21 protein-coding genes are annotated in these 24,729 nt (G+C 60.8%); 11 read left to right on the top strand and 10 right to left on the bottom strand.

What is annotated here, in order from left to right; translation table 11 throughout:
• The first annotated feature begins 7 nt into the window (after window positions 1-7).
• Together ACOQOQ_RS03310 and ACOQOQ_RS03305 are read left to right on the top strand one after the other, a co-directional pair.
• Window positions 8-676, top strand: a complete 669-nt coding sequence (locus ACOQOQ_RS03310) for a hypothetical protein (RefSeq protein WP_420568719.1) — start codon at window positions 8-10, stop codon at window positions 674-676.
• Window positions 677-683: 7 nt separating this feature from the next.
• Window positions 684-3,761: an FG-GAP-like repeat-containing protein gene (locus tag ACOQOQ_RS03305; RefSeq protein WP_420568718.1), complete on the top strand. Its 3,078-nt coding sequence runs from the start codon at window positions 684-686 to the stop codon at window positions 3,759-3,761.
• Window positions 3,762-3,767: 6 nt separating this feature from the next.
• Here ACOQOQ_RS03305 and ACOQOQ_RS03300 read toward each other — a convergent pair whose 3' ends face one another.
• The gene (locus ACOQOQ_RS03300; protein ID WP_420568717.1) at window positions 3,768-4,586 is read right to left on the bottom strand and encodes a sulfotransferase family protein; all 819 of its coding nucleotides are present in this window, start codon (window positions 4,584-4,586) and stop codon (window positions 3,768-3,770) included.
• A gap of 207 nt (window positions 4,587-4,793) precedes the next feature.
• Here ACOQOQ_RS03300 and ACOQOQ_RS03295 point away from each other — a divergent pair, with 207 nt between their 5' ends.
• Entirely contained in the window at window positions 4,794-6,368 is a 1,575-nt protein-coding gene (locus tag ACOQOQ_RS03295; protein ID WP_420568716.1) for a DUF5928 domain-containing protein, read from the top strand.
• On the opposite strand, the gene polA is transcribed toward ACOQOQ_RS03295, so the two are convergent.
• Window positions 6,365-9,166: a DNA polymerase I gene (polA, locus tag ACOQOQ_RS03290; protein ID WP_420568715.1), complete on the bottom strand. Its 2,802-nt coding sequence runs from the start codon at window positions 9,164-9,166 to the stop codon at window positions 6,365-6,367. The genes ACOQOQ_RS03295 and polA overlap by 4 nt on opposite strands.
• 69 nt (window positions 9,167-9,235) lie before the next feature.
• Window positions 9,236-9,412 (bottom strand): zinc-finger domain-containing protein, encoded by a 177-nt coding sequence (locus ACOQOQ_RS03285; protein WP_420568714.1) that lies wholly within the window; start codon window positions 9,410-9,412, stop codon window positions 9,236-9,238.
• A 74-nt stretch (window positions 9,413-9,486) separates the two neighbouring features.
• Here ACOQOQ_RS03285 and ACOQOQ_RS03280 point away from each other — a divergent pair, with 74 nt between their 5' ends.
• The 3 genes from ACOQOQ_RS03280 (at window position 9,487) to ACOQOQ_RS03270 (ending at window position 12,295) form a co-directional block, all read left to right on the top strand.
• Window positions 9,487-10,416, top strand: coding sequence for an ABC transporter ATP-binding protein (locus ACOQOQ_RS03280; RefSeq protein ID WP_420568713.1), 930 nt, complete (start codon window positions 9,487-9,489; stop codon window positions 10,414-10,416).
• 10 nt (window positions 10,417-10,426) lie between these two features.
• A complete protein-coding gene (locus tag ACOQOQ_RS03275) occupies window positions 10,427-11,335 on the top strand; it encodes a cation diffusion facilitator family transporter (RefSeq protein WP_420568712.1) in 909 nt (302 codons plus the stop codon).
• Window positions 11,336-11,410: 75 nt separating this feature from the next.
• A complete protein-coding gene (locus ACOQOQ_RS03270) occupies window positions 11,411-12,295 on the top strand; it encodes an acyl-CoA thioesterase (protein ID WP_420568711.1) in 885 nt (294 codons plus the stop codon).
• Here the strand turns inward: ACOQOQ_RS03270 and ACOQOQ_RS03265 are convergent.
• From ACOQOQ_RS03265 to ACOQOQ_RS03250, 4 genes are all read right to left on the bottom strand, one after another.
• Window positions 12,285-13,001 (bottom strand): helix-turn-helix transcriptional regulator, encoded by a 717-nt coding sequence (locus ACOQOQ_RS03265; RefSeq protein WP_420568710.1) that lies wholly within the window; start codon window positions 12,999-13,001, stop codon window positions 12,285-12,287. The two genes, ACOQOQ_RS03270 and ACOQOQ_RS03265, sit on opposite strands and share 11 nt — an antisense overlap.
• Window positions 13,002-13,004: 3 nt before the next feature.
• A complete protein-coding gene (locus ACOQOQ_RS03260) occupies window positions 13,005-13,385 on the bottom strand; it encodes a VOC family protein (RefSeq protein WP_420568709.1) in 381 nt (126 codons plus the stop codon).
• Between the two features lie 63 nt (window positions 13,386-13,448).
• Window positions 13,449-14,219, bottom strand: a complete 771-nt coding sequence (locus tag ACOQOQ_RS03255) for a hydroxypyruvate isomerase family protein (protein WP_420568708.1) — start codon at window positions 14,217-14,219, stop codon at window positions 13,449-13,451.
• Window positions 14,220-14,293: 74 nt separating this feature from the next.
• Window positions 14,294-14,884 (bottom strand): DUF1285 domain-containing protein, encoded by a 591-nt coding sequence (locus ACOQOQ_RS03250; protein ID WP_420568707.1) that lies wholly within the window; start codon window positions 14,882-14,884, stop codon window positions 14,294-14,296.
• Between the two features lie 69 nt (window positions 14,885-14,953).
• Between ACOQOQ_RS03250 and ACOQOQ_RS03245 the strand changes: the two genes are divergently transcribed.
• The 4 genes from ACOQOQ_RS03245 to ACOQOQ_RS03230 are packed head-to-tail and all read left to right on the top strand — an operon-like array spanning window position 14,954 to window position 21,616.
• Window positions 14,954-15,961 (top strand): AAA family ATPase, encoded by a 1,008-nt coding sequence (locus tag ACOQOQ_RS03245; protein WP_420568706.1) that lies wholly within the window; start codon window positions 14,954-14,956, stop codon window positions 15,959-15,961.
• Window positions 15,958-16,833 (top strand): DUF58 domain-containing protein, encoded by an 876-nt coding sequence (locus ACOQOQ_RS03240; RefSeq protein WP_420568705.1) that lies wholly within the window; start codon window positions 15,958-15,960, stop codon window positions 16,831-16,833. Before ACOQOQ_RS03245 ends, ACOQOQ_RS03240 begins: the two co-directional genes overlap by 4 nt.
• On the top strand, window positions 16,830-19,577 hold the full coding sequence (locus ACOQOQ_RS03235; protein ID WP_420568704.1) for a DUF4159 domain-containing protein: 2,748 nt from the start codon (window positions 16,830-16,832) through the stop codon (window positions 19,575-19,577). The genes ACOQOQ_RS03240 and ACOQOQ_RS03235 overlap by 4 nt, the downstream gene beginning before the upstream one ends.
• Window positions 19,574-21,616, top strand: coding sequence for a hypothetical protein (locus ACOQOQ_RS03230; protein ID WP_420568703.1), 2,043 nt, complete (start codon window positions 19,574-19,576; stop codon window positions 21,614-21,616). Before ACOQOQ_RS03235 ends, ACOQOQ_RS03230 begins: the two co-directional genes overlap by 4 nt.
• Here ACOQOQ_RS03230 and ACOQOQ_RS03225 read toward each other — a convergent pair.
• Genes ACOQOQ_RS03225 through ACOQOQ_RS03215 form a run of 3 tightly spaced genes read right to left on the bottom strand, consistent with a single transcriptional unit; the run spans window position 21,613 to window position 23,157 of the window.
• On the bottom strand, window positions 21,613-21,972 hold the full coding sequence (locus ACOQOQ_RS03225; RefSeq protein WP_420568702.1) for a hypothetical protein: 360 nt from the start codon (window positions 21,970-21,972) through the stop codon (window positions 21,613-21,615). The two genes, ACOQOQ_RS03230 and ACOQOQ_RS03225, sit on opposite strands and share 4 nt — an antisense overlap.
• A 12-nt stretch (window positions 21,973-21,984) precedes the next feature.
• Window positions 21,985-22,728 (bottom strand): DUF599 domain-containing protein, encoded by a 744-nt coding sequence (locus tag ACOQOQ_RS03220; RefSeq protein WP_420568701.1) that lies wholly within the window; start codon window positions 22,726-22,728, stop codon window positions 21,985-21,987.
• A gap of 18 nt (window positions 22,729-22,746) precedes the next feature.
• Window positions 22,747-23,157 carry a CopD family protein gene (locus ACOQOQ_RS03215; protein WP_420568700.1) on the bottom strand — a complete coding sequence of 137 codons (411 nt, stop codon included), beginning with the start codon at window positions 23,155-23,157 and terminating at the stop codon, window positions 22,747-22,749.
• A gap of 118 nt (window positions 23,158-23,275) precedes the next feature.
• Between ACOQOQ_RS03215 and ACOQOQ_RS03210 the strand changes: the two genes are divergently transcribed.
• Window positions 23,276-24,715: an FAD-linked oxidase C-terminal domain-containing protein gene (locus ACOQOQ_RS03210; protein ID WP_420568699.1), complete on the top strand. Its 1,440-nt coding sequence runs from the start codon at window positions 23,276-23,278 to the stop codon at window positions 24,713-24,715.
• Window positions 24,716-24,729: the final 14 nt, after the last annotated feature.

Genomic DNA, 24,729 nt, shown 5'->3' with positions numbered 1-24,729 from the left:
GACGTCGATGGCTTTGGTTTCATTCAAGCACAAACTGATCTTTGTAAAGACCACCAAAACGGCGGGCACCAGTATCGAGACTGACCTTTCGCAGCGGCTGGAGCCGGAGGCAATTGTAACGCCGATCTACCCGCCCGAGGATGGTCATGTTGCGCGCAATCACCTTGGGGCGGACGGTAATCCGTTGTTTTTCAACCATATGTCGGCAAAACAAATCCGTGAAATCTTGGGCGCTGAGACCTTTCAATCGATGACACGGATCTGTGTCGAGCGCGAGCCGGTGTCGAAATGCATCAGCCATTTTCACATGCTCAGAAACTCGGCTTTGCATAACCCCGAAGGCGCTTATCAGCTGAACTGGGACGAGTACGTGAACAAGGGGGATTTTCCCACCGATCTGCCTAAATACACTTTGATGCAGGATGATCAGCCCGTCAGCCTGGTCACGCACGTGCTGCGTTATGATCGACTTGCCTCAGAGCTGCCTATGTTGCTGAACTCCCTTGGGATACCTGATTTTTCGCTCAGAACCCGCGCGAAATCCGAGTATTCTCGGAAGGTGTTGATCACCCCTGACCAGGTGACGGCCGCGCAACGGGACAAAATTGAACGGGCCTTTCGCCCGACCACTCAGTTTCTAGGCCAGTTCGCCAATATCGACTGGTCGCAGCCCTAGGATCTATATGACCGAGCTCATTCAGAAACCCTATGAGAAACGCTTTTTGCTGGCGCTGGTGATCGTGGGCATTCTGGCCTACCTTTTCTGGACCGGCTCTCGTTATCCGGCGCTGAATGAAAAGGCGATGATGTCCGGCGCGATCCAGCTGGAGGACGTGCTGAGCTTTGAGGCCAGGTTCCCCATTACCCCCGAGATGAGCATTTTCGAGCGGATTTTCTGGTCAACGCTCAACTGGATCAACACCAACAAGAAAGGGATGACCTTTGGCGTCCTGTTCGCTGCGGCCTTTCTGACGGCCGTGTCCTATCTGCGGACCAAAAGCTTTCGTGGCGGGCTGGCGAACTCGTTCCTGGGGATGGCAATTGGCACGCCGCTGGGGGTTTGCGTGAATTGCGCCGCGCCAATTGCCCGAGGGATGTATTCCAGCGGGCTGAGGGCGGAAACGACGCTTAGCGCGATGATCGCCTCGCCTACCTTGAACGTGGTGGTGTTGACGATGCTGTTCAGCCTGATGCCGGTCTATATGGCCATCACCAAAGTTGCGTTCAGCCTGCTGATCATCCTGGCGCTGGTGCCCCTGATTTGCCGGTTCCTGCCGCAGACCCAATTGCCCGCAGATCAGCAGATTGCCAGCCCAACACCCTGGAGCACAGAAGAGCTGGGCGCGGCCCCCAAGGAAACGCTGCCCGAGGCGCTGATCGGGGTCGTCGTGGGCTATGCCAAGAACCTTTGGTACATCATCGTGAAAACCGTGCCGCTGATGCTGCTGGCGGGATTTTTGGGAACCGTCGTGGCCGTCGCCCTGCCCGGAGAGATGATCATGGATCTGCCGTTTTCGGTTCTGGTGCTGGTCGTTCTGGTGGCGATTGGGGTGTTCCTGCCCGTGCCCATCGGCTTTGACGTGGTAATGGCCGGTGTGCTTCTGGCCTCGGGGTTAGAGCATGGTTATGTCATGGCGCTGCTGTTCACCTTGGGCAGTTTCTCGGTTTATTCCTTCATGATCGTGGTGCAGGCGCTTGGCGCGCGTGCGGGCTGGATGATGGCTGCGGCCGTCGCGCTTTGCGGTGCGGTCACCGGCGCCGGGGTGCATTACTATCATGAATGGCAATCTGATCGCGCGCTGAAGATGCTGTATGGCGAGGCGCCGACGCCTTGGCTGGCGGCGCATGCGTCCACGGCCCAGCCTGATCCGGCGCCGCAGGTGACCAGCGCGGATGCCGCCGCAATCGCGATCTTGCAGAAGCCGTTTCAGCCGCAGACCAAGGGCGAGACTCCTTTTACCCGGGTCGAAGCCCGCACCCACGGTATCGACAAGCCTTTGGAATTTTCCTTTCGCGACATGTGGCCTCCGTTCTGGGAGGGGCGCAGCCTGTCCACCGCTGACATCGACCGTGACGGGGATCTGGACGTAGCCATCGCATCGACGGAACAAACGCTGTACCTGTATGAAAACGACGGCACGGGGCAGTTTACCCGCCTGACACCCGACCTTGGCCTGCTGGAGGGGCTGGAGCTGTTCAACGCTGCACTTGCGGATATCGATAATGACGGCTGGCCCGACCTGTTCCTGACCTCTTACGGCAAGGGCAACTATCTGTGGCGCAACGTGAATGGCCAATTCGGTCCCGAACCTGCCCAACCTGTTGCGAACAATCCCCAAACACCTCTGACACTGGCGCTTACCATGGCCGACGCCGATCAGGACGGCGATCTGGACGTTGCCTTGGGGAACTGGGCTGCGGGCTGGTATCGCCGCGTCCCCGGCGAGGAATCGCGCAACCGCATCCTGTGGAACCAAGCTGGCTCCCTGACCGGAGAAGCCTTCACTGATCTGCCCGGCATCCCCGGCGAGACGCTGACGATCCTGTTCTCGGACCTTAACCAGGACGGTGCGGCTGATTTGGTCGTGGGCAACGATTTTGACATCCCGGATTACTTTTATTTCGGCGATGGGCAGGGCGGGTTCCGCCAGATCACCCATGCCGACAAACTGATCCCGCATACGACAACCACGACCATGGCCATTGCTTCGGGTGATCTGACATCCGATGGCATCCCCGAGGTCTATATGGCGCAAATCGCCGGTCGTTCCTCGGGTGTGTCCAGTAAGCTGAAGATGCAGCCGCTGGAACATTATTGTGACGTGATCCAGAACCCTGACGATCTGGCCAAGTGCCAGCAGAACATGCAGATCAAAGGCTGGTACAAATCGGGCAACAACTTCGATCCGACCTATGCAAAGAACTGTCAGAAACTGTCTGGCCGCTATCAGGCCGAATGCAAGGCGATGCTGGTCAAGGACTTGGCAATCCAGCGCCGTGACCCTTCGATCTGTCAGCTGATCCCGGCCAGCCAGCCGGTGCCGCGAGCCTATTGCGATATTCATTTCATGCCCCCCCGGGCATTTACCAAGGCCGAGGCCGAGGACTCGATTCAGCAGGTGCTGCGCTCGAACGTGCTGCTGCAATGGGATGGCGCGCGCTATCAGGACATTGCCGGTGACCTGGGCCTGGAGATCGGAGGTTGGAGCTGGGACACCAAGCTGGGTGATTATGACAACGATGGCGATCTGGATGTCTATGTGGTCAACGGCACTTGGGTCCCGAACGAGGTGTCGCCCTCGAACCTGTTTTTTGAGAACGACGGTCAGGGCCATTTCACCGAGGCCAGCGGCCCGTTTGGTTTGGAAGATTACCTTATGACCGCCGCCGCGCTGCAGTTCGACATGGACAATGACGGCGATTTGGATGTGTTGACGCACACTGTCAACGGCCCGCTGGTGCTGTTCCGGAATAACAGCCAAAACGCCGCGCTGACGGTGGCGCTGCAGGACATGGCCGGAAACCGTGACGGCATTGGCGCTGTGCTGACTTTGACAACGCTGGACGGCCGCAAGCTGCTGCGTGAGGTGCAACTCGGCGGAGGTTTCATGTCCTTTGACGCCCCGGTTGCCCACTTCGGTTTGGGCACGGCATCGCAGGCTAAGCAATTGCGGATCAAATGGCCGGACGGGCAGGAAACCGTGATCCAGGGCCCGCTGAGTGCCGGCGTGACCTATCAGATTACCCGCGCCGCGCAGTAAGGCCGCCTAGTCAGACAGCTTGGCATGCACCTCGGCCAGATCAATTTGGCCAGTGGGCAGTTTGTTGCCCGGGTTCTCGAAATCATAGCGGAAGAGTTTGAAGTCCGATTTGTAGATCTCGTACATCAGGTGCATCGACAGGTCGTCAAAATAATCCTCGACCGGGTGGGCGCGCTTGGGGCCATGGCCTTCGGATTCGTTGAACCGCGGCATCGAGGTCAGATCGACAGTGTGACGCGTCTCGACGTTGTCCAACACGGTCTGCATCCCTTCATTGAACTTTTCGGTCCAGAAGATGTGATCGTATTTGCCGCCATTGCGGATGAACGTCGACACATGCCCCGAAACCGAGGACCAGTGGATGTCCGGGCCCATCGGTTTGCCAAAGCGGATGGTGTCGCGCACGAACAGAAGAAACCGGCGAAAGCTGCGGATTTGGTCGAACTCCTGAGTCCCGTCGGGGCCACCGACCTCGACCCCGTATTTCTGGATCAGCAGGGGGACCAGGTTTCCCCGATACCGGCGCCCGTTTCGCTGGATGCCGCAAATCTTGTCAAAGAACGAGCTCAGCACCCGCGTATAAGGATTGCGCACGCAGGTGAACGCATAGGTCTTGTGTCCGATCACGGCCGTTTTGATCAAAGGCTGGCTGTCTTCGAAGGCCCATTTATGCATCCCTGCATCGGCGTCATGAATGTCGCCGTCGTAGAATTCGCCGTGATCCGAATAGAACATGATCTGTCCGATGGTCGAACAGGCGCATTTGGGAACCACGCGATAGATGACGCTTTCGCTTTCGGTCATCCAGGTACCGGGAAAACCCATAGTGCTGCCTCCGCCTTGGGATCATGCCCAAGTTTATTCATTCGTTATCAACCTGTTTAGATAATAAAACATCTTGCGTAGGGTCAATCAATGCTTCGGCATCTTGCGGTTGGGTGTTGCCGCGAATTTCCAGGGACCCTGTTTCTTTGGGGGCGATTGGGGCATAAAGTGACGAAATCGTAATAGTTTGGACAGGCGCTACTCCGCATGGCGACGATTGCCTTCATACTTCTGTGCCACAAAGACCCCGAGGCTATCGTGCAGCAGGCTCAAAGCTTGACGGCCGCCGGGGATCACATGGCGATCCACTTTGACGGTTCGGCCAGTGACGCCGATTTCGAACGGATCAAACAGGGGCTGGCCGGTAATCCCAACGTGGTATTCGCCAAGCGTGTCCGCTGCGGTTGGGGGGAATGGAGCCTTGTGCAGGCGACGCTGAATGCCCTGGACAGCGCGCTGGAGGCGTTTCCGCGTGCCACGCATTTCATGATGGTTTCGGGCGATTGCATGGCGATCAAATCGGCCGAATTTGCCCATGAATTCCTGGACGCGGACGATTGCGATTACATCGAAAGCTTTGATTTCTTTGATAGCGACTGGATCAAGACCGGGATGAAAGAAGACCGGCTGATCTATCGGCACTACATCAATGAACGCAAACACAAGAGGCTGTTCTACTGGATGCTTCAGGCGCAGCGCAAACTGGGCCTGAAACGTGCGATTCCCGAGGATATCCAGGTTCAGATCGGCAGTCAGTGGTGGTGCCTGCGCCGCCTGACGATCGAATGGATCCGGGAATTCGTGGCGGATCGCCCGGACGTCGTTCGGTTCTTCAAGACAACCTGGATTCCGGACGAAACCTTCTTTCAGACCCTTGTTCGTCATCTGGTGCCCGAGGCGGAAATTCGCTCGCGAACGCTGACTTTCCTGATGTTCTCGGACTACGGGATTCCGGTTAATTTCTATAATGATCACTATGACTTATTGCTTAGTCAGGACTTTCTTTTTGCCCGAAAGATCAGCCCCGAAGCGCATGAGCTGAAAGAGAGGTTGGGTACGCTTTATGCCTCGAAAGGCGTCGAGTTCAAAATCTCGAACGAGGGGCGCAGCCTGTACAAATTCCTTACCGACCGTGGTCGAATCGGGCGCCGTTTCGGTATGCGTTTTTGGGAAACCGAAACGACGTTGGGCCGCGAACGCGAGCTGCTGATCGTGATCAGCAAGAAATGGCACGTGGCCAAGCGATTGCTGGCCTTCATACGGCAGAAAACCAACATCCCCGCGATCGAATACATGTTCAACGAAGAGGACACGGCCCTGCCTGATATGGGTGGGATTCAGAACACTCTGGCCAAACGAACGCGCCACCGGCGGGCGCTCATGCGGATGATGTTCGACTATTTCACAACAGACCGGATGATCCTGTGCATCGATCCCGCCAATATCGAATTGCTGAAGGACCTGACCGGAGACCGTTCGGTCACGCGCCTGCTTGAGATCAGTTGCGAGATGACGGACGAGTATCTGACCGGTCACGCCAAGCGCATTGGACTGGCAGGCGAGCATACCTCGGATGAGACCTGGGAGCGTCTTCTGCCCACCATCCGCAGCGATATCGTGTTCGAAAGCGATCGGATTCGTGATCAGGATTTCGAGAACTACAACAGGATCGAACAGCGCGCCGAACCCGCTGAGAACGCGGTAGCGTTGGCTGAATTCCTTGGGATCTCGACCGAATTGGCCGAAGAAATCACCGCGATTGATTACCTGTTCGAGGACTAGTGCGCCTGCGCCCAGTTCTGACCTTGGCCCGCATCCACCGTCAGCGGCACGGACAGATGCAGGGCGGGAGCTGCGGCGTTTTCCATCACATCGCGGGCGCGGGTGATGACATCGTCGGCCCGGTCGGCATCTACCTCGAACAACAGTTCATCATGCACCTGTAGCAACATTTTCGCGGGCAGATCGGCGATGGCGTCCTCCATCCGGATCATAGCGCGGCGGATCACGTCTGCAGCAGTGCCCTGGATGGGGGCGTTGATCGCGGCGCGTTTGGCAAAGCCGGCGCCGGGGCCCTTGGCGTTGATCTCGGGCGTGTGGATCTTGCGGCCGAACATCGTCTGGACATAGCCGTTGTCCTTGGCGAATTGCGTCGTCTGGTCCATGTAGGCGCGGATGCCGGGGAAACGTTCGAAGTAGCGGTCGATGAACCCCTGCGCCTCGGCCCGTGGGATGCGCAGGTTACGCGCCAGCCCAAAGCCCGAGATGCCGTAGATCACACCAAAGTTGATCGCCTTGGCCTGACGGCGGATGTCGGGGGTCATTTCGTCCAGCGGCACATCGAACATTTCACTGGCCGTCATCGCGTGGATATCCAGCCCATCCTTGAACGCCTGTTTCAGCGCGTCGATCCCGGCCATTTCGGCCAGAATGCGCAGCTCGATCTGGGAATAGTCGAGGCTCAGCAGCACCTTGCCCTCGTCTGCCACAAAGGCTTCGCGGATGCGGCGGCCTTCCTCGGTGCGGACGGGGATGTTTTGCAGGTTCGGATCGGTCGAGGCCAGACGGCCGGTGTTCGCTCCCGTCTGCACGTACGAGGTATGCACGCGGCCGGTGTCTGGGTTGATATGGTCCTGCAGCGCATCCGTGTAGGTGGATTTCAGTTTTTGCAGCTGGCGGTAATCCAGCACGCGAGCGGCGAAATCGTGTTCGGTGGCCAGATCTTCCAGCACGTTGGCGGGGGTAGACCATTGGCCGGTTTTGGTTTTCTTGCCGCCCTCAAGGCTCATTTCCTCGAACAGGATTTTACCAACCTGCGCGGGGGACTGAACGTTGAATTCGTGGCCTGCCAGTTCGTACAGCTCGGCCTCGTAGCCCGCCATTTTCTGGGCAAATGCGTTGGACATGCGCGACAGGGTATCGCGGTCAACCTTGATGCCGTGCATCTCCATCCGGGCCAGCACGGGCGAGAGGGGGCGTTCCAGCGTTTCATAGACGGTGGTCACTTGCGTCTGATGCAGCTGAGGCTTGAACAGCTGCCACAGGCGCAGGGTGATATCGGCGTCCTCGGCCGCGTACTTCACGGCGTCATCGACAGGCACGCGGTCAAAGGTGATTGCGGATTTTCCTGTGCCCAGCAACGACTTGATCGAGATCGGCGTGTGCGACAGATAGCGTTCGGCCAGCGCATCCATGCCGTGCCCGTGCAGACCTGCGTTCATCGCATAGGACATCAGCATCGTATCGTCATAGGGCGTGACGGTGACGCCATAGCGGGCGAAAATCTTGGCATCGTATTTCATGTTCTGGCCGATTTTCATCACCGAAGGGTCAGCCAAAAGCGGTTTCAGCATCTCTAGCGCCTGATCCAGCGGCATCTGCCCCTCGGCCAGGTTATCGCTGCCGAACAGATCGTCCGAGCCATCCTTGTGTGTTAGCGGGATATAGCAGGCCTGCCCGGCATCGACGCACAGTGAAATCCCCACCAGATCGACGCGCATTTCGTCCAGGCCAGTGGTTTCGGTGTCCACGGCGACATGGCCGCGTTCGTACGCGCGGTCAATCCACTTTTGCAGCGCGGCCGCATCGCGCACGCATTCGTAATCCTCGGGTTTGAAGGGTGCGGCTGCGGGTGTTTCTACCTTGCCGGGCTCGGCCCCTGCGGGATCAGTGTCGGCAATCACCGGTGCCTCGGCACCCAATTGATCGGCCACACGTTTGACCAGGGTGCGGAATTCCATTTCAGCCAGGAAGGGCAGCAGGACGTCCGGTTCAGGATCGCGGACCTCAAGGTCATCCAGGGTGAAATCCAGCTCCATCTCGCAATCCAGCTGCACAAGGCGCTTGGACATTTCGATCTGGTCGCGTTTTTCGATCAGAGTCTGGCGCCGCTTGGGTTGCTTGATCTCTTCAGCGCGGTCCAGCAGGGTTTCCAGATCGCCGTATTCGTTGATCAGCAACGCGGCGGTTTTGATCCCGATCCCCGGCGCGCCTGGCACGTTATCCACGCTGTCGCCGGCCAGCGCCTGCACATCCACCACGCGTTCGGGCCCAACGCCGAATTTTTCCAACACACCGTCAGAATCGATGCGCTTGTTCTTCATTGCGTCCAGCATTTCGACGCCGCCGCCCACCAGCTGCATCAGATCCTTGTCCGAGCTGATGATGGTCACCCGACCACCCGCATCCCGCGCCTGGCAAGACAGGGTGGCGATGATGTCGTCGGCCTCGAAGCCTTCGATTTCTTTGCAGGCGATGTTGAACGCCTCGGTCGCGCGGCGCGTCAGCGGGAACTGGGGTACCAGGTCCTCGGGCGCAGGGGGCCGGTTGGCCTTGTACTGATCATACAGATCATTGCGAAAGCTTTTGCCGGAATAGTCGAAAATCACCGCTACATGGGTCGGCGCGTCAGGCCCGGTGTTTGCTTCCACATATTTGTGGATCATGTTGCAGAAACCAGCCACTGCCCCGATCGGCAACCCGTCCGATTTGCGCGTCAGCGGTGGCAACGCGTGATAAGCGCGAAAAATAAAGGCCGATCCGTCGATCAGATGAAGATGACATCCCTTGCCGAATTGCATGGCGGCTTCCTTCCTGCGTTGCGCGTGCGGTATGTTTTGCCACGCAAATCAGGGCGCGACCAGATGCGATCAGGCCGCGTCGCTGCCTTTCAGCACGTATTTCGCGTCGCAATAGGGGCATTCCACATAACCGGTATCAGCAGGAATGGTCAGCCAGACGCGGGGATGGCCCAGGGCACCTTCGCCGCCGTCACAGGCGATCTTGGTGGTCTCGACAATCTTGGTTTCGGGCGCTTGCGTCGTCATTGGGGCTGTTTCCTTTTGGCTGCAAAACAACTAGTCCAGTTATGAGCGATAGGGCGAGCAGGGGCAAGAGCACCATGGGCGGCAACGCAATTGAAATCCGGGGTTTGCGCAAGGTTTATGGCGGAGCCAAGGGACAACCACGCAAAGAGGCGCTGAAGGGGGTCGATCTGGACATCCCGCAGGGGTCGGTGTTCGGGCTTTTGGGGCCGAATGGGGCCGGTAAATCCACCATGATCAACATTCTGGCGGGGCTGGTGGTCAAGACCGAAGGCTCGGTCAAGATCTGGGGCTTTGATCAGGACGTGAATCCGCGCCAGTCGCGCGCCTCGATCGGTGTGATGCCGCAAGAGCTGAACCTGGACCCGTTCTTTACTCCGCGAGGGGCTTTGGAGGTGCAGGCGGGCCTGTACGGCGTGCCGAAATCCCAACGCCGCAGCGACGAGATTCTGCGTCTGGTGGGGCTTGAGGATAAGGCCGAGGCTTATGCCCGCACCCTGTCGGGCGGGATGCGGCGGCGGTTGTTGCTGGGCAAAGCCCTGGTCCATCACCCGCATATTCTGGTGCTGGATGAACCCACGGCCGGCGTGGATATCGAGCTGCGCCAGATGCTGTGGGAAAACGTGCGCCAGCTGAATCAGCAAGGCATGACCATCATCCTGACCACACATTATCTGGAAGAAGCCGAAGAGATGTGCGACGAAATCGCAATCATCAACCAAGGCGAACTGGTCGCGCGCGACAGTACGGCCAACCTGCTGGGCAGTATCGACGCCAAGACAATGGTCGTTCTGCCCGAGGGCACGCCCGCCGCGCTGCCTCAGGCCGAGGGGATCGAGGTCAGCACCCGCGCTGACGGGGGCATCGCGCTTAGCTATCATGCGAACCAGACCAGCGCCGAACATGTGCTGGAAGCGGTGCGTGCTGCTGGCATTCGCATTCGGGATGTCAAAACCGAAGAAGCCGACCTGGAAGATGTCTTCCTGCAACTGACCCGCAGCCGTTAAGGGGCCACCCATGTCGCACGAACACCATCACCGCCCTGACCCCAATCTGGACAGCGGGGACAAGCGCGTGGTGATGGCGGTTGCGGTCAACTTTTTCCTGACGCTGGTGCAGATCGCGGCTGGGGTGATCTCAGGCTCGTTGGCGCTGATCGCCGATGCGATTCATAATCTGTCGGACGCGCTGTCGTTGGTCATCGCTTTTGCAGCCCGGCGGATCGGCAAACGTCCGGCAGATGACCGCATGACCTTTGGCTATGGCCGCGCCGAGGTGGTCGCCGCTCTGGTCAACTATACCACGCTGATCGTGGTCGCGATCTATCTGGCCGCCGAAGGGATCGAAAGGTTGCTGAACCCGCAACCCGTCGAGGGGTGGATCGTGGTCGTTGTTGCCGGGGTGGCGCTGGTGGTGGACACGGTGACTGCTTTGCTGATCATGCGGTTAAGCAAGGACAGCGCGAATATGCGCGCGGCGTTTTTGCATAACTTGGCCGATGCGCTGGGCTCGGTTGCGGTGATCGTCGGGGGCGCGCTGATCCTGTTGTATGACTGGCGCCTGATTGACCCTATCGTGACGTTGATGATTGCCGGTTACATTCTGTGGATGTCTTGGAAAGGTGTCGTGCCGGTGATCCGCATTCTGATGCTGGGCGCCCCCGAGGGCACCGACCTGCACGAGGTGATCAAGGCACTGGGCGAAATGCGCGGCGTGGACAGTGTCCACAATGTGCACCTGTGGCGCATGCAAGAACATGAATCGGGACTTGAGGCGCATGTGGTTCTGGATGGCCAAGAGAACGCCGAAAAGGTGAAGCAAGCGATCAAGACCCTGTTGCGCGAACGGTTTGGCGTCGCTCATTCCGTGCTAGAGCTGGAAGAGCTGGGCGTTCAAAGCGCAGAAGAGAAGATCATCGGGCATTAGGCCCTGCCGAATGCGCTTGCACTTGGGCGGGAAATGCCTCTGACTAAGGGCCCGAGGGACAAATGGGGTAGCCAAATGAGCAACGAGCAAGCGCGCGGACCAGGCCAGTGGCTGGATGATGTACTGGATGTCGAACAGGTCGAGCAGAACTATTTTCGCGGGATTGCAACGCCTCAGGGGCGGGGGCGGTCTTTTGGCGGGCAGGTTATCGGTCAGGCGCTGATGTCCGCCATTCGGACGGTTAGCGATGACCGACCTGTGCACTCGTTACACGCTTATTTCATGCGTCCCGGTGACGCCACGCAGCCTGTTCTTTATCAGGTCGAGCGCGACCGCGACGGGCGCAGCTTTGCCACGCGCCGGGTGATCGCTGTGCAGGCCGGTAAGCCCATCCTGAACCTTGCGGCCAGTTTTCATGGCGAAGAGCCGGGTTTTCACCACCAGGACGAAATGCCCGATGTACCCGGCCCGGACGAGCTGAAAGCCGATCATGAGGTCGGCGAGGAAATGGCTGACCAGCTGCCGCCCGAGTTCCTCAAGTGGTTGCGGTCGCCGCGTCCGGTGGAAATGCGCCCTGTTGGCCTGCGCCCCCCGTTCACCCGCGAGGCCCACGCGCCTTCGCATGCCATGTGGGTGCGTCTGCGTGGCGGTTTTGGGGAAGATCCGGCCATGCATCGCGCGGGCTTGGCTTATACGACCGATTATGGCCTGCTGACCACGTGTATGCTGCCATTCGGAAAGACGTTTACCGATCCGGACATGCAGTTCGCCAGCCTGGATCACGCGGTCTGGTTTCACGATCATTTTCGCATGGATGAATGGCTTTTGTACGTGATGGACAGCCCTTGGTCGGGTGGCGCGCGCGGGTTCAACCGTGGTCAGGTGTACTCGCGGGATGGACGGCTTGTTGCCTCGACCGCGCAAGAAGGCCTGGTGCGCAATATCAACTTCAAAGGCTAGGGCGCCGCGGCATCGAGGGGTGATCCCCCTCGGCCAGACGCCGGGCATAGAAGTCGCGCAAGTTTTTTCCGCGCTGGGGCTTGAAGGGTGGACCCTCGGTCAGATCGGCAATCCGGTCCAGTCGGAACGAGCGGAAATCTTCGCGCAGCTCGCACCAGCCAACCAAGGTCCAGACCTTGCCCCAATACCACAAACCCAAGGGGCGGATGCGGCGGCTGCTTAGCTGTTCGGACAGGTCTAGATAGGTCATGTCCAGGCTGATCTTTGCATTGGTCGCGTATTCAATCTTGTCCAGCCGTTCGCGCTGCAGATCGGACATGTCTGCCGTGCCAAAAGCGTGGACATGTACCTCGTCTGCTTGCGCGCGCGCAGCGTCTGGCAGCACGGCGTTTATCTTAACTAGGGCCTCTTCGGCGGCCGCGGCCATCTTGGCACCGCCCCAAGCCTTGATCATGCGGGCCCCGGCGACAAGCGCAACGATTTCATCCTGGGTAAACATCAGCGGCGGCAAGTCATAGCCTTCGCGCATCAAATAGCCGACGCCCGCCTCGCCCTCGATCGGCACGCCCGAGCCGATCAGGTCGGCGATATCGCGATAGATCGTGCGTGGAGTCACCTCTAGCCGTTCAGCCAATTGCGCGGCTTTCAGCAACCGACCGCCCCGAAGATATTGAACAATCTGAAACAGGCGGTCGGCGCGACGCATGGCTTAGTCCTTGTACTGGAACAGCCCGATGGTGTTGCCGTCGGGGTCGGTGGCATAGAAATACGAACCTGGTGGGATTTCAATATCGGGGCTTTGCACGGTGCCGCCAGCTGGGATCAAACGAACGCGCGTTGCCTCAAGCGAATCGGGAACGTTCAGGTGGACGATATTGCCGGAGCCTGCGGGAGCAGGAGTGCCTTGGATCAGATGCCCCGAGATGCCCGGATCGCCTGCGTAGCTGAAGACGGCCATGGGTTGAGGCCCCATATCGGAGGTGATGGTCATCTTGTTCTGCAACACATCGGCGTAAAAGGCGGTGGCCTTTTCCAAATCGGTGACACGGATTTCGGTCCAGACGACGGCGTCTTTGGGGGTAAAGGTCATTTTAAATTCTCCATCAGTTTGTTGATGAAGCCGGTATGTCATACCCCTCCTGACAGCATCCTGTCAGGAGGGTTTGGGCGCGGGCGATTTTATCCAATCCAACCCGTCCTCGGTGCGGGCTGCGGGGAAGTATTCACCGCTGACGTGGCCAGCATAGCCCTGCGCGTCCAGTTGGGCGAAGAAGGCCTGATAGTCGATGGCGCCTTTGCTGGGTTCGTGCCGCCCTTCGGCACTGGCGACCTGGATGTGGCGGGCGCGATGGCCGTGTTTGGCCCAGGTTGCTGGCATGTCGCCGGTGATTTTGTGGGCATGGTAGGCGTCGAATTGCAGCGCCAGATTGGGGGCGTCGATCGTGTCCAGAATGGCAGCGGCCTGGTCGAAATCATTCAGGAAATAGCCGGGCAAGTCGATGGGGTTAATGGGCTCGATTAGAAGCGAATGGTTTGGCGCACGCTGCGTGGCCCAGCGGAGGTTCTGTACAAAGGTCGCGTGGGCCGTTGGGCCTTTTGCAAGCCCGGCCATGATGTGGATGTGATCCGGGTTCAGCTGCGCAGCGTAGTGCAGGGCGGTTTCAAAGGAAGTCTGAAATTCCTGTTGGAGATCTGGCAGAGCCGCAAGACCGCGGTCCCCCGCGGCCCAGTTAGGGGCGGGGGTGTTGATCAGCGCAAGGTGGAGGTTGGCGTTCTTGAGGGCATGCGCCAGGTCTGGCGCGGGGGCGTCGTAGGGGATCAGTAGCTCGACGGCGGTGAAGCCGGCCTGGCGGGCAGCGTCGAAGCGTTCGAGCAGGGGAAGCTCGGTGAACAGGAGGGTCAGATTTGCGGCGAAGTTTGGCATGTGATGGTGGGGGATCGCCCCCCTCGGGCAGCGCCCGCCCACCCTCCCTGCTGCCCTCGGGGGGCGATGGGCGGTCAGGACAGGTCAGCGGATGGAATGATGGGGAAGAACTGACCGCCCGACCAGAGGCCGAACCAGTTGGTTCCGTCGATGGGGTGATGCGCGCCCAGATCGACGAGGCGGTAGAAGCTTTTGCGGTCGATCAGTGCCTCGAGATTGGTGCGGACAAGGACGTAGGGCGAGGGTTCGCCGGTTTCGGGATCACGGGTGACGCGTATAGGGGCGTCCGGACCGGCAGTTGTTACATCGCCCACATTGGTGTGGAAGGTAAGGGTTTGGTCCACGCCTTTGCCGGTGACGTCAAAATCGACGGCTACGAAGGGCGCGTCATCGACGGTGATGCCGACCTTTTCCACGGGGGTCACCAGGAAATATTTGTCGTCATCCTTGCGCAGGATGGTCGAGAACAGCCGCACCAGCTCGGGCCGGCCAAAGGGTGTGCCCAGGTAAAACCAGGTGCCGTCGCGGGCGATGCGGATGTCCAGATCGCCGCAGAACGGCGGGTTCCACAGGTGAACGGGCGGCAGACCCTTGCCCTTGGCAGCTGCTTTGGCCGAGGCAGCAATACTATTTGCCGATGGTTTCACGATCATTTGTTCGCTCATTGTTTTTGCCATTTCCCCCCAGCGCGATACACTCTTGGAAGAGGATATAGTTTGCGCAGGAGTTTTGCCATGACCGATCAGGACGATCTGGTGGCCCGGATCGAAAGTGTCGAGGAAAAGCTGGCCGAGGCGAAGGCCTCGATCACGCGGCGGTTCATTGGGCAGGAACAGGTGGTCGATCTGACCTTGTCCGCGCTGCTGTGCGGGGGGCATGGACTGCTGATCGGCCTTCCGGGCTTGGGCAAAACGCGTTTGGTGGACACACTGAGCACGGTGATGGGACTGCATGGCAATCGTATTCAGTTCACGCCCGATTTGATGCCAGCCGATATTTTGGGGTCCGAGGTATTGGATTCGGACGAGGATGGCAAACGCTCGTTCCGATTCGTGCCGGGGCCGGTGTTTTGTCAGCTTTTGATGGCGGACGAGATCAACCGTGCCAGTCCGCGGACGCAATCGGCGCTTTTGCAGGCAATGCAGGAAAAACACATTACTGTTGCCGGCGAGGATCGTGTTCTGGGCACGCCCTTCCACGTTTTGGCCACCCAGAACCCGATCGAGCAAGAGGGCACCTATCCGCTGCCCGAGGCTCAGCTGGACCGGTTTTTGGTGCAGATCGACGTGACCTATCCGGATCGTCAGACTGAACGCGACATTTTGCTGGCCACCACCGGTGTAAGCGAGGATGAGGCGCACGAGGTGTTCACCGCCGCCGAATTGCTGGAGGCACAGGACTTGCTGCGCCGGATGCCGGTGGGTGACAGCGTGGTCGAGGCGATTTTGGATCTGGTCCGTGCCTTCCGTCCCGATGATGACAGCGCGGATGAGCGCGTGAAACAGACCGTCGCCTGGGGGCCGGGGCCGCGTGCGGCGCAGGCGCTGATGCTGACAGTGCGGGCGCGGGCGATGTTGCAAGGGCGGCTTGCGCCCTCGATCGAGGATGTACGGGCCATGGCGCGCCCCGTCCTGTCGCATCGGATGGCGCTGAACTTTGCCGCGCGGGCGCGGGGTGACAACCTGGCCGATCTGATCGACACCACCGCCACGCGGATCACCCGGGTGGAGGCCGCTGCGTGAGCACTCCCCAGCATCTCCGGGCGCGGGCCGAGGATCAGGCCGCGCGCCTACCGCCGCTTTTGGCGCGGGCCGAGCATCTGGCAGGCACGGTCCTGCTGGGCGAACACGGCCGTCGACGATCCGGGATGGGGGATGATTTCTGGCAGTACCGACCCGTTCAGCCGGGGGACAGTCGGCGGATGATTGACTGGCGCCGGTCTGCCCGTGGGGATGCACAATACGTGCGCGAACGCGAATGGCAAATCGCTCAGAGCGTGATGCTGTGGGTGGATCAGGCGGCCTCGATGCGGTTCGCGTCGGGCAAAGAGCTGCCGGAAAAAATCGAACGCGCCCGTGTACTGGCCCTTGCGATCGCCATCCTGCTGGTCAGGGGCGGTGAACGTGTGGGGCTGACCGGCACCAACCTGCCACCGCGCCGGGGCAACAACCAGATCCTGCGCCTGGCAGAATTCTTTAGCGTCGATTCTGATGACGATTACGCCGAACCCGAGGCCCGGGCCATGATCCCTCATGCCCGCGCTGTGTTCATGTCGGATTTCATGGGTGACATCACCGCCGTTAGGCAAGCCCTGACCAAGGCCGCCGATCGCGGTGTGCGAGGGGTGCTGTTTCAGGTGCTGGATCCGTCCGAAGAGGCGTTTCCTTTCACCGGGCGTACTGTGTTTGAAAGCATGGGTGGCTCGCTGAAGCATGAAACCCTGAAGGCTGGCGATCTACGCGACCGGTATCTGACCCGCCTGGCCGGGCGCAAGGACGAGCTGTCCCAATTGTGCCGGGCCACGGGTTGGCAATTTCACGTGCATCACACGGGCGAAAGCGCGCAGGCTGCGCTGCTGTGGCTTTGGCAGGCGCTGAACAGGGGGACGGCATGATCCTTGGCCCAATAGGTTTTGCAACGCCTTGGCTGCTTTGGGCTTTGGCCTTGTTGCCGGTGCTTTGGCTGATCCTGCGGGCGGTGCCTCCGGCGCCTATCCGGCGGCGGTTTCCCGGTGTTGCGCTGCTGCTGGGGCTTAAGGACGACGACACGGTCACCGATCGCACGCCCTGGTGGCTGCTTTTGCTGCGGATGCTGGCTGCGGCAGCGGTGATCGTCGGACTGGCCGGACCTGTGCTGAACCCCCAGCCCGAGCGTACAGATACTGATATGCCCTTGCTGATCGTGCTGGATGGCGGTTGGACCGGCGCGCAGGACTGGACGGCACGCCGCGAACAAGCCGCGCAATTCCTGGCCGAGGCAGGCCGCCAGGGCCGCCCCGTCGCGATTTTGCAGCTCACCGATCCCAAGACTCCCAGCTTTCAACCGGCCGAGGCTTTGCGCGGACGACTGCCTGGATTTGAACCGCATCCGTGGGAACCCTCGGGCCCAGAGGTTCTGCAGCAGCTGGAAGCCCTTGAAACCCCTGCGTTCCAGACCTTCTGGCTGAGCGACGGGGCCGCGTGGAATGGGCAGCAAGAGGTGCTGGAACGGCTGGAAACCTTTGGCCCCCTAAGGGTGTTCGAAAGCGGCCGTGCGCTGGTGGCGCTGCGTCCTGCTGTCTTTGCCGACGAGGGGATCGCGCTGTCAGCCACGCGTTCGGTGCCCGGCCCCGCCCGTGAAGTGCAGATCGCAGCGCATGGGCGTGATCCGAACGGTGTGCAGCGTGTGCTGGCGCGGATGCCCCTGCGCTTTGATGATGCGCAGACCGAGGCCGAAGGCGTGCTTGTGTTGCCCTCGGAACTGCGCGCCCGCGTCACACGGTTCGAGATCGAGGGGCTGCGCTCGGCCGGGGCGGTCGCCCTGACTGATGACACTCTGCGCCGCCGCGAGGTTGCCCTGATCGCCGGCCGCGACGACCGTGAAGGGCTGGAGCTGCTGGCCCCGCTGCATTACCTGACGCAGGCGTTGTCTCCGACGGTCGAGTTGTTGGATTATCCGCTGATCGAGGTGATCCCAGCCAATCCCGATGTGATCGTTCTGGCCGATATCGCCACCCTGTCCCCCGCCGAGGAAAACGCCCTGACCGAATGGGTCGAAAAGGGTGGGATGTTGCTGCGGTTCGCCGGCCCGAAACTGGCGGCCAGCGATGTCAGCCGCGCCGAAGAACACCCCCTGATGCCGGTACGCTTGCGCTCGGGTGGGCGCAGCGTGGGTGGCGCCATGAGCTGGGGTGAACCCAAGGCCTTGGCGCCGTTCTCTGAGGAAAGCCCCTTTGCCGGTTTGGAAATTCCGGGCGATGTGCGCGTGTCCTCTCAGGTGTTGGCCCAACCCGATCCGTCACTGGCCGACCGGGTGATTGCACAGCTGACCGATGGCTCGCCTCTGGTGACGCGTAAACCTGTGGGCGCAGGACAAGTGGTGTTGTTCCACGTCACCGCCAACGCCGAATGGAGCACGCTGCCCCTGTCGGGCCTGTTCGTGCAGATGCTGGACCGGCTGGCCGTGTCCTCGTCTGTGGCTCAGCCCGAGGCAAGCGAACTGGACGGGACGGTCTGGAGCCCGGTTCAGGTAATGGACGGTTTTGGCCGGACCGAGGATGCCGGAACGCGGCCCGGTGTGGATGGTCCGATGCTGGTCAGCGCGCCCTTGGGTCCTGATCTGCGCCCCGGCATTTATCAGCACGAAGACCGGCGGCTGGCGCTAAACGCCATGACCGCTGATCGCGTGCTGCAGCCTTTTGCCTGGCCTGCGCGCATTCCGGTTTCGGGTCTGGCCCTTTCCGCTGAACGCCCGCTGGCGGGCTTTGTTCTGGCCGCTGCAATCGCCTTACTGATAGCGGATATCGTGGCCTCGCTGGCGCTGTCTGGACGTCTGATTGGCGCGCGGGGGGTGGCGACGGCACTGGTGCTGGGCATCTTGCCGCTTGACGCCAAGGCCGATGAGATGCGCGCCGTCACCGCCGCTGCCGAGGTCGTTTTGGCCTATGTCAAAACCGGCGATGCCCGACAGGATGAACTGTCTGCCGCAGGAATGCTGGGCTTGTCCGACGTGTTGTTTTTCCGCACCTCGGTCGAACCTGGCCCGCCCATAGGAGTGGATCTTGAACGCGACGAGCTGGCCTTTTTCCCGATGATTTATTGGCCGATCACGCAGGCACAGCCGATCCCCTCGGACGAAACCTATGCCAAGCTGAACCAATATCTGCGCGCGGGCGGAATGATCTTGTTCGACACGCGCGACGCCGATATCGCCCGGAACGGTTCGGCCGCCAGCCCGAACGGCCGCAAGCTGCGTCAACTGGCCGGGCCACTGGATATTCCTGCGTTGGAACAGGTGCCGCAGGACCATGTGGTCACGCGCGCGTTTTACCTGCTGCAGGACTTTCCGGGGCGCTTTAATGGCCGCGATGTCTGGGTCGAGGCCGCTCCGCCCGACGCCGAGCTGATCGACGGCATGCCCTTTCGCAACCTCAATGACGGGGTGACGCCTGTGGTGATCGGCGGCAATGACTGGGCCGCCGCCTGGGCTACGGACCAGCAGGGCAACCCTCTGTACCCTGTCGGGCGCGGCTATGCCGGAGAAAAACAGCGCGAGCTAGCGTATCGGTTCGGCGTGAATCTGGTGATGCATGTGCTGACGGGGAACTATAAATCCGACCAGGTGCACGTGCCCGCCCTTTTGGACAGGTTGGGCCAATGAGCGAAATTGTCTTTGATCCCCTGCTGCCTTGGGCGGTGTTGATGGCGCTGGCCGCGCTGGTCGTTCTTGGAATTGGTCTGGCGATGTGGCGCGGGCTGGCAGGATGGGCCATGCGAGCCTTGGCGGGGCTGGTGATCCTGGCTGCGCTTTCGGGGCCCAGTCTAAGGCAAGAGGACCGCAAAGCGCTTTCTGATATCGTGCTGCTGATGGTGGATCGATCCGCCAGTCAGGGCCTTTCGGATCGGCCAGCGCAGATTGACGCGGCAGCCGATGCGATGGAGGCCAGACTGGCCGCTCAGCCCAACACCGAGGTGCGCCGGATCGTGGTGCCTGATGGCACCGACAACGCGGGCACGTTGCTGATGTCGCGTTTGGCCGAGGTGATGGCGCAAGAGCCTAGCGGCCGCATCGCTGGCATCGTTGCCATGACCGACGGACAGGTGCATGACGCGGATCGCGCGCCTGACCTGCCAGCGCCGTTCCACGTGCTTCTGTCCGGACAGCCCGACGATTGGGATCGCCGCCTGATCGTAGAAAACGCACCGGCCTATGCCATTCTGGGTGAGCCGATCACCCTGCGCCTGCGGATCGAGGACATGGGCGCGGCGCCGGGTGACGTCACCACCAATATCGAACTGTCCATCGACGGGAAGGACGCGGGCATCTACGAGGTGCCGATCAACCGCCCGATCGAGCTGCCGCTGACGTTGGACCACGGTGGGCGCAACGTGATCCGCTTTGCCGTGCCCAAGGCGGACAGAGAACTGACTGACCGTAATAACAGCGCGATCGTCCAGATCAACGGCGTGCGTGACCGTCTGCGTGTGCTGCTTGTCAGCGGCGAGCCGCACCCCGGCGGGCGCACATGGCGCAACCTGCTGAAGTCGGACAGCTCGGTGGACCTTGTGCATTTTACTATTCTGCGCCCCCCGGAAAAACAGGACGGCGTACCGGTGGACGAACTGTCGCTGATCGCTTTCCCCACGCGTGAGCTGTTTCTTGAAAAAATCGACGACTTCGACCTGATCATTTTTGACCGCTACAAACGGCGGGGGATTTTGCCCTCGATCTATCTGGATAACGTTCGTGACTATGTCGAAAAAGGTGGGGCGGTACTGGTGGCTGCGGGCCCCGATTTCGCCAGCGCGGATTCGATTTTCCGATCGCCTCTTTCGGCGATCATGCCTGCTGCGCCCTCGGCCCGCGTGATCGAGCAGGGCTTTCTGCCCAGCGTCACCGAATTGGGCGAAAGGCACCCGGTGACCGCCGGTCTTTCAGTCGCGCAAAGCGCCCAGTGGGGCCGCTGGATGCGTCAGGTTGAGGTGGTGCCAAGCGCTGGCAACGTGGTGATGGCCGGGTTCGAGGATAAGCCTCTGCTGGTGTTGGACCGTGTCGGCGAGGGCCGGGTGGCCCTGCTTGCATCCGATCAGGCGTGGCTGTGGGATCGCGGCTTTGAAGGTGGCGGCCCACAACTGGAACTGCTGCGCCGTCTGGCCCATTGGATGATGAAAGAGCCCGAGCTTGAGGAAGAGGCCCTTTGGGCCGAACCCGTTGGTCAATCGATGAAGATCATTCGCCGTTCATTGACGCCCGATGTGGGGCAGGTCGAGGTGACCACGCCCTCGGGGGAGGTGACCCGCGCACCGATGGTTGAGGTGTCTCCGGGGCGGTTCGAACTGGACTATGACGGCCCCGAGATTGGCCTGTATCGCCTGGTGAATGGCGACAAACAGGCGGTGATCGGCCTTGGCCCCTCGGCCCCCAAGGAATTCGAGGCAACGATTGCCAGCATGGATGCGCTGTCGCCTGCGGTGGACGCCACCCGAGGGGGCGCGCTGCCGATCAGCGATGGTCTGCCCAGCGTGCGCGATGTCCGTCCGGGGCGTCCTGCGTCGGGACGGGGCTGGATCGGCCTGACCCCGCGCGAGGCGTTCGAGACACTGAACGTCGTGCATGTCCCGTTGATGCCGGCATGGCTGGTGCTGTTGCTGGTCATGGGGCTGACCGTGGGCGCATGGCTGCGCGAAGGGCGGCGCTAGCGCTTTAGCTCGACCCGCATGAGCGTCTTTGACCAGCCTTTGGTCGAACAGCTCGGACGGATGAAGATCACGCGCTCTCCGTCCGGGACCATCACGTCGAACAGGGAACGGGTAAAGGGCTGTTCTTGCACATGAGGATGCATCAGCTCGCGATATCCCAGGCTGTTGCCCTGACGGTCCAGAACCTCCCAGCCATCGGCATAGTGATCCCAGCCGCTGTCCGGGTGGGACAAGGTGACCGAGATGCGCCAACCCATGCCCGCGCGTTCGGTCGTGACGGATTCGACGATAGGCTCGTCCGCAAAGGCGGCGGTGCACAGGGTCCAGGTCAGGGAAAGGGCAAGCAGGTGCTTCATGCGGTTATCCTATCACTTGGCCGCGGGCTTGTCCTTTGACGATCCCGTGTGTCCCATCTGATCGGTCATCGAAATCAGAACCGAACGCGAGCGCGACGCGAATTCGCGCCGCCAAAGCACCGCGCAGGTGATGGCCACGGCCGCGATCAACGGAACCGAACCCAGCAGCCATGCCGTGGACCCCAGCGCGAAATAGACCGAGCGCAGCCCCTGATTATAGCTGCGTGCGCCGGTGATGTTGATCTCGCCCGCTTTGGCCGCGCGGGGCAAGGCAACGGGGTCAGATGGATCATTGGGCACCGCGCCCATCAGCACGGCGCAGTAGCCGAACAAGCGGTGAGACCAGACGAATTTCAGGAAAGCGTTGGTCAGGAAAATCATCGAGACCATCAGCTTGACCTCCCAGACGAACTTGGGATCGCGCGAGATCGACAGGTCCTGGGCCAGACCGACCAATTGCTCGGCATTGGCGATGGCGGCCAGAAGCCCCCCGATGGCCAGCATGGCGGCCGACGCAAAGAACGAGGTCCCCTGCCGCAGCGTGGACAGTGTCTGTGCGTCAAAAATCCGGGGTTGGCGGGTCACCATCTGGCGCATCCATTCGCGCCGGTATTCCCCCATCAGCTTGGACACGGATGGCCGTTTCGAGTTCGGATTGTCGATCATCCACCCGATACTCAGCCACGCGCCAAACATCAGGCCGACCGCGATCAGGTCCAGCAGGGAAAAGAGAGAGAAACGCTCGGCCCAGTTCATAAGGGGACTATGGCACGCTTAAAACGGTTTGACCACGACGACCCACAAGACGGCGATGGCCCCGAAAACGCTGATCTCGTTGAAGATGCGCAGGAACAGGTCGCTTTCCTTGAAGGCGCCAGCCTTGGCGCGTATCACCAGGCGGCCGGTCCAGATGTAATGCACCGCCAGCGCGGCCACCAAGGTCAGTTTCAGGTGAACCCAAGCGGGCCAGCCCAGATCATGTGCCAGCCACAGGCCCGTCGCCAACGCAATCACCGCCAGCCCCGCCGAGAATCGATACAGCCGGATCGTCAGATCCCCCAGCGGGCCAAATTCGCCCAGACGGTCGTATTCGCGTCTCCAGAAGATCAGCGCGCGCGGCACTGCGAAGATCGAGGTCATCCACCCCATCACGCAGAGAATATGTATGATTTTCACCCATTCCATGCGTCCTTGATGGCCCTAAGGCGGCCCCAGCGCAAGATGTCGCGGCCCCCTGGAAGGAAAAAGAATTGCGCCGCCCACTTTTTTGGTTATATTTGTTTACCAATTTAGGAGGTCAGCCATGGACATGCCGACACCAGACCCGTCTGTACTGAAAAACAAGGCTCAATTGGTCAACCGATTGCGCCAGGTTCTGCCCGAGGGCGCTGTCATTCATGACGAGGTCGAGACGCGCGCCTATGAATGCGACGCCTTGACCGCTTATAAATGCCCGCCGCTGTGCGCCGTGCTGCCGTCCTCGACCCAAGAGGTTTCGGATGTGCTGCGGATCTGTCACGAGATGGGCGTTCCGGTCGTGCCGCGCGGGGCGGGGACCTCGTTGGCGGGTGGGGCTTTGCCGACGGCTGATTGCGTGATCCTGGGCGTCGCGCGGATGAACGCCGTGCTGGAAACCGACTACGACAACCGCTTTGTCCGCGTGCAATCGGGCCGCACGAACCTAAGCGTCACCGGCGCCGTCGAAGAGGACGGGTTTTTTTATGCCCCCGATCCCTCCAGCCAGCTGGCCTGCGCGATTGCGGGGAATATCGCGATGAACTCGGGCGGGGCGCATTGTCTGAAATACGGGGTGACGACGAACAACCTGATGGGCGTCACCATGGTGATGATGGACGGCACCGTGGTGGAAATCGGCGGCGCGCATCTTGATGCCGGGGGGCTGGACCTGCTGGGTGTGATCTGCGGCTCCGAAGGGCAGCTGGGTGTCGTGACCGAGGCCACCTTGCGCATCCTGCACAAACCCGAAGGTGCGCGGCCCGTTCTGATGGGCTTTGACGATATCGTTGTAGCAGGCGAATGCGTGGCCGACATCATCAAGGCGGGTGTTCTGCCTGTTGCGATCGAATTCATGGATCGCCCCTGCATCCGCGCGACCGAGGCTTTTGCCGGTGCCGGTTACCCGGATTGCGAGGCGCTGCTGATCGTCGAGGTCGAAGGCAGTGAGGCCGAGATTCAGTCTCAACTGGAACGCATCATGGCCATCGCTCGCACCCACAACCCGGTCGAGCTGCGCGAAAGCACCAGCGCCGAGGAAAGCGCCGCGATCTGGCTGGGCCGTAAGTCCGCGTTCGGCGCCATGGGGCAGATCAACGATTACATGTGTCTGGATGGGACGATCCCGGTCAGCCAGTTGCCATATGTGCTGCGCCGCATCGGAGAGATGTCCAAGCAATACGGTCTGGACGTGGGTAACGTGTTCCACGCAGGCGACGGGAACATGCACCCCCTGATCTTGTTCGACGCCAATAAACCCGGAGATTTGGAGCTGTGCGAGGCCTTTGGCGCCGACATCCTGAAGCTCTGCGTCGAGGTGGGCGGTTGCCTGACCGGCGAGCACGGCGTGGGCATCGAAAAGCGCGATCTGATGGTGGACCAATATGCGCCCGAAGATCTGGAGATTCAGATGGCCGTCAAGGATGTGTTCGATCCCAAATGGCTGCTGAACCCGGCCAAGGTTTTCCCGCTTGCCTCGAGTGAAACGCGCCGGATCGCGGCGGAATAGGCCTTTAGCTATGA

Source organism: Thalassovita sp. (assembly GCF_965218685.1).
Lineage (GTDB): Bacteria > Pseudomonadota > Alphaproteobacteria > Rhodobacterales > Rhodobacteraceae > Thalassobius.
Note: the sequence above shows the minus strand (reverse complement) of the source record. Positions and strands in the feature narration are given on the sequence as shown.

Coding starts and splice junctions, on each gene's coding strand:
- ACOQOQ_RS03310 (WP_420568719.1), top strand. CDS start 8: ATGGCTTTGGTTTCATTCAAGCACAAACTGATCTTTGTAAAGACCACC.
- ACOQOQ_RS03305 (WP_420568718.1), top strand. CDS start 684: ATGACCGAGCTCATTCAGAAACCCTATGAGAAACGCTTTTTGCTGGCG.
- ACOQOQ_RS03300 (WP_420568717.1), bottom strand. CDS start 4,586: ATGGGTTTTCCCGGTACCTGGATGACCGAAAGCGAAAGCGTCATCTAT.
- ACOQOQ_RS03295 (WP_420568716.1), top strand. CDS start 4,794: ATGGCGACGATTGCCTTCATACTTCTGTGCCACAAAGACCCCGAGGCT.
- polA (WP_420568715.1), bottom strand. CDS start 9,166: ATGCAATTCGGCAAGGGATGTCATCTTCATCTGATCGACGGATCGGCC.
- ACOQOQ_RS03285 (WP_420568714.1), bottom strand. CDS start 9,412: ATGACGACGCAAGCGCCCGAAACCAAGATTGTCGAGACCACCAAGATC.
- ACOQOQ_RS03280 (WP_420568713.1), top strand. CDS start 9,487: ATGGGCGGCAACGCAATTGAAATCCGGGGTTTGCGCAAGGTTTATGGC.
- ACOQOQ_RS03275 (WP_420568712.1), top strand. CDS start 10,427: ATGTCGCACGAACACCATCACCGCCCTGACCCCAATCTGGACAGCGGG.
- ACOQOQ_RS03270 (WP_420568711.1), top strand. CDS start 11,411: ATGAGCAACGAGCAAGCGCGCGGACCAGGCCAGTGGCTGGATGATGTA.
- ACOQOQ_RS03265 (WP_420568710.1), bottom strand. CDS start 13,001: ATGCGTCGCGCCGACCGCCTGTTTCAGATTGTTCAATATCTTCGGGGC.
- ACOQOQ_RS03260 (WP_420568709.1), bottom strand. CDS start 13,385: ATGACCTTTACCCCCAAAGACGCCGTCGTCTGGACCGAAATCCGTGTC.
- ACOQOQ_RS03255 (WP_420568708.1), bottom strand. CDS start 14,219: ATGCCAAACTTCGCCGCAAATCTGACCCTCCTGTTCACCGAGCTTCCC.
- ACOQOQ_RS03250 (WP_420568707.1), bottom strand. CDS start 14,884: ATGAGCGAACAAATGATCGTGAAACCATCGGCAAATAGTATTGCTGCC.
- ACOQOQ_RS03245 (WP_420568706.1), top strand. CDS start 14,954: ATGACCGATCAGGACGATCTGGTGGCCCGGATCGAAAGTGTCGAGGAA.
- ACOQOQ_RS03235 (WP_420568704.1), top strand. CDS start 16,830: ATGATCCTTGGCCCAATAGGTTTTGCAACGCCTTGGCTGCTTTGGGCT.
- ACOQOQ_RS03230 (WP_420568703.1), top strand. CDS start 19,574: ATGAGCGAAATTGTCTTTGATCCCCTGCTGCCTTGGGCGGTGTTGATG.
- ACOQOQ_RS03225 (WP_420568702.1), bottom strand. CDS start 21,972: ATGAAGCACCTGCTTGCCCTTTCCCTGACCTGGACCCTGTGCACCGCC.
- ACOQOQ_RS03220 (WP_420568701.1), bottom strand. CDS start 22,728: ATGAACTGGGCCGAGCGTTTCTCTCTCTTTTCCCTGCTGGACCTGATC.
- ACOQOQ_RS03215 (WP_420568700.1), bottom strand. CDS start 23,157: ATGGAATGGGTGAAAATCATACATATTCTCTGCGTGATGGGGTGGATG.
- ACOQOQ_RS03210 (WP_420568699.1), top strand. CDS start 23,276: ATGGACATGCCGACACCAGACCCGTCTGTACTGAAAAACAAGGCTCAA.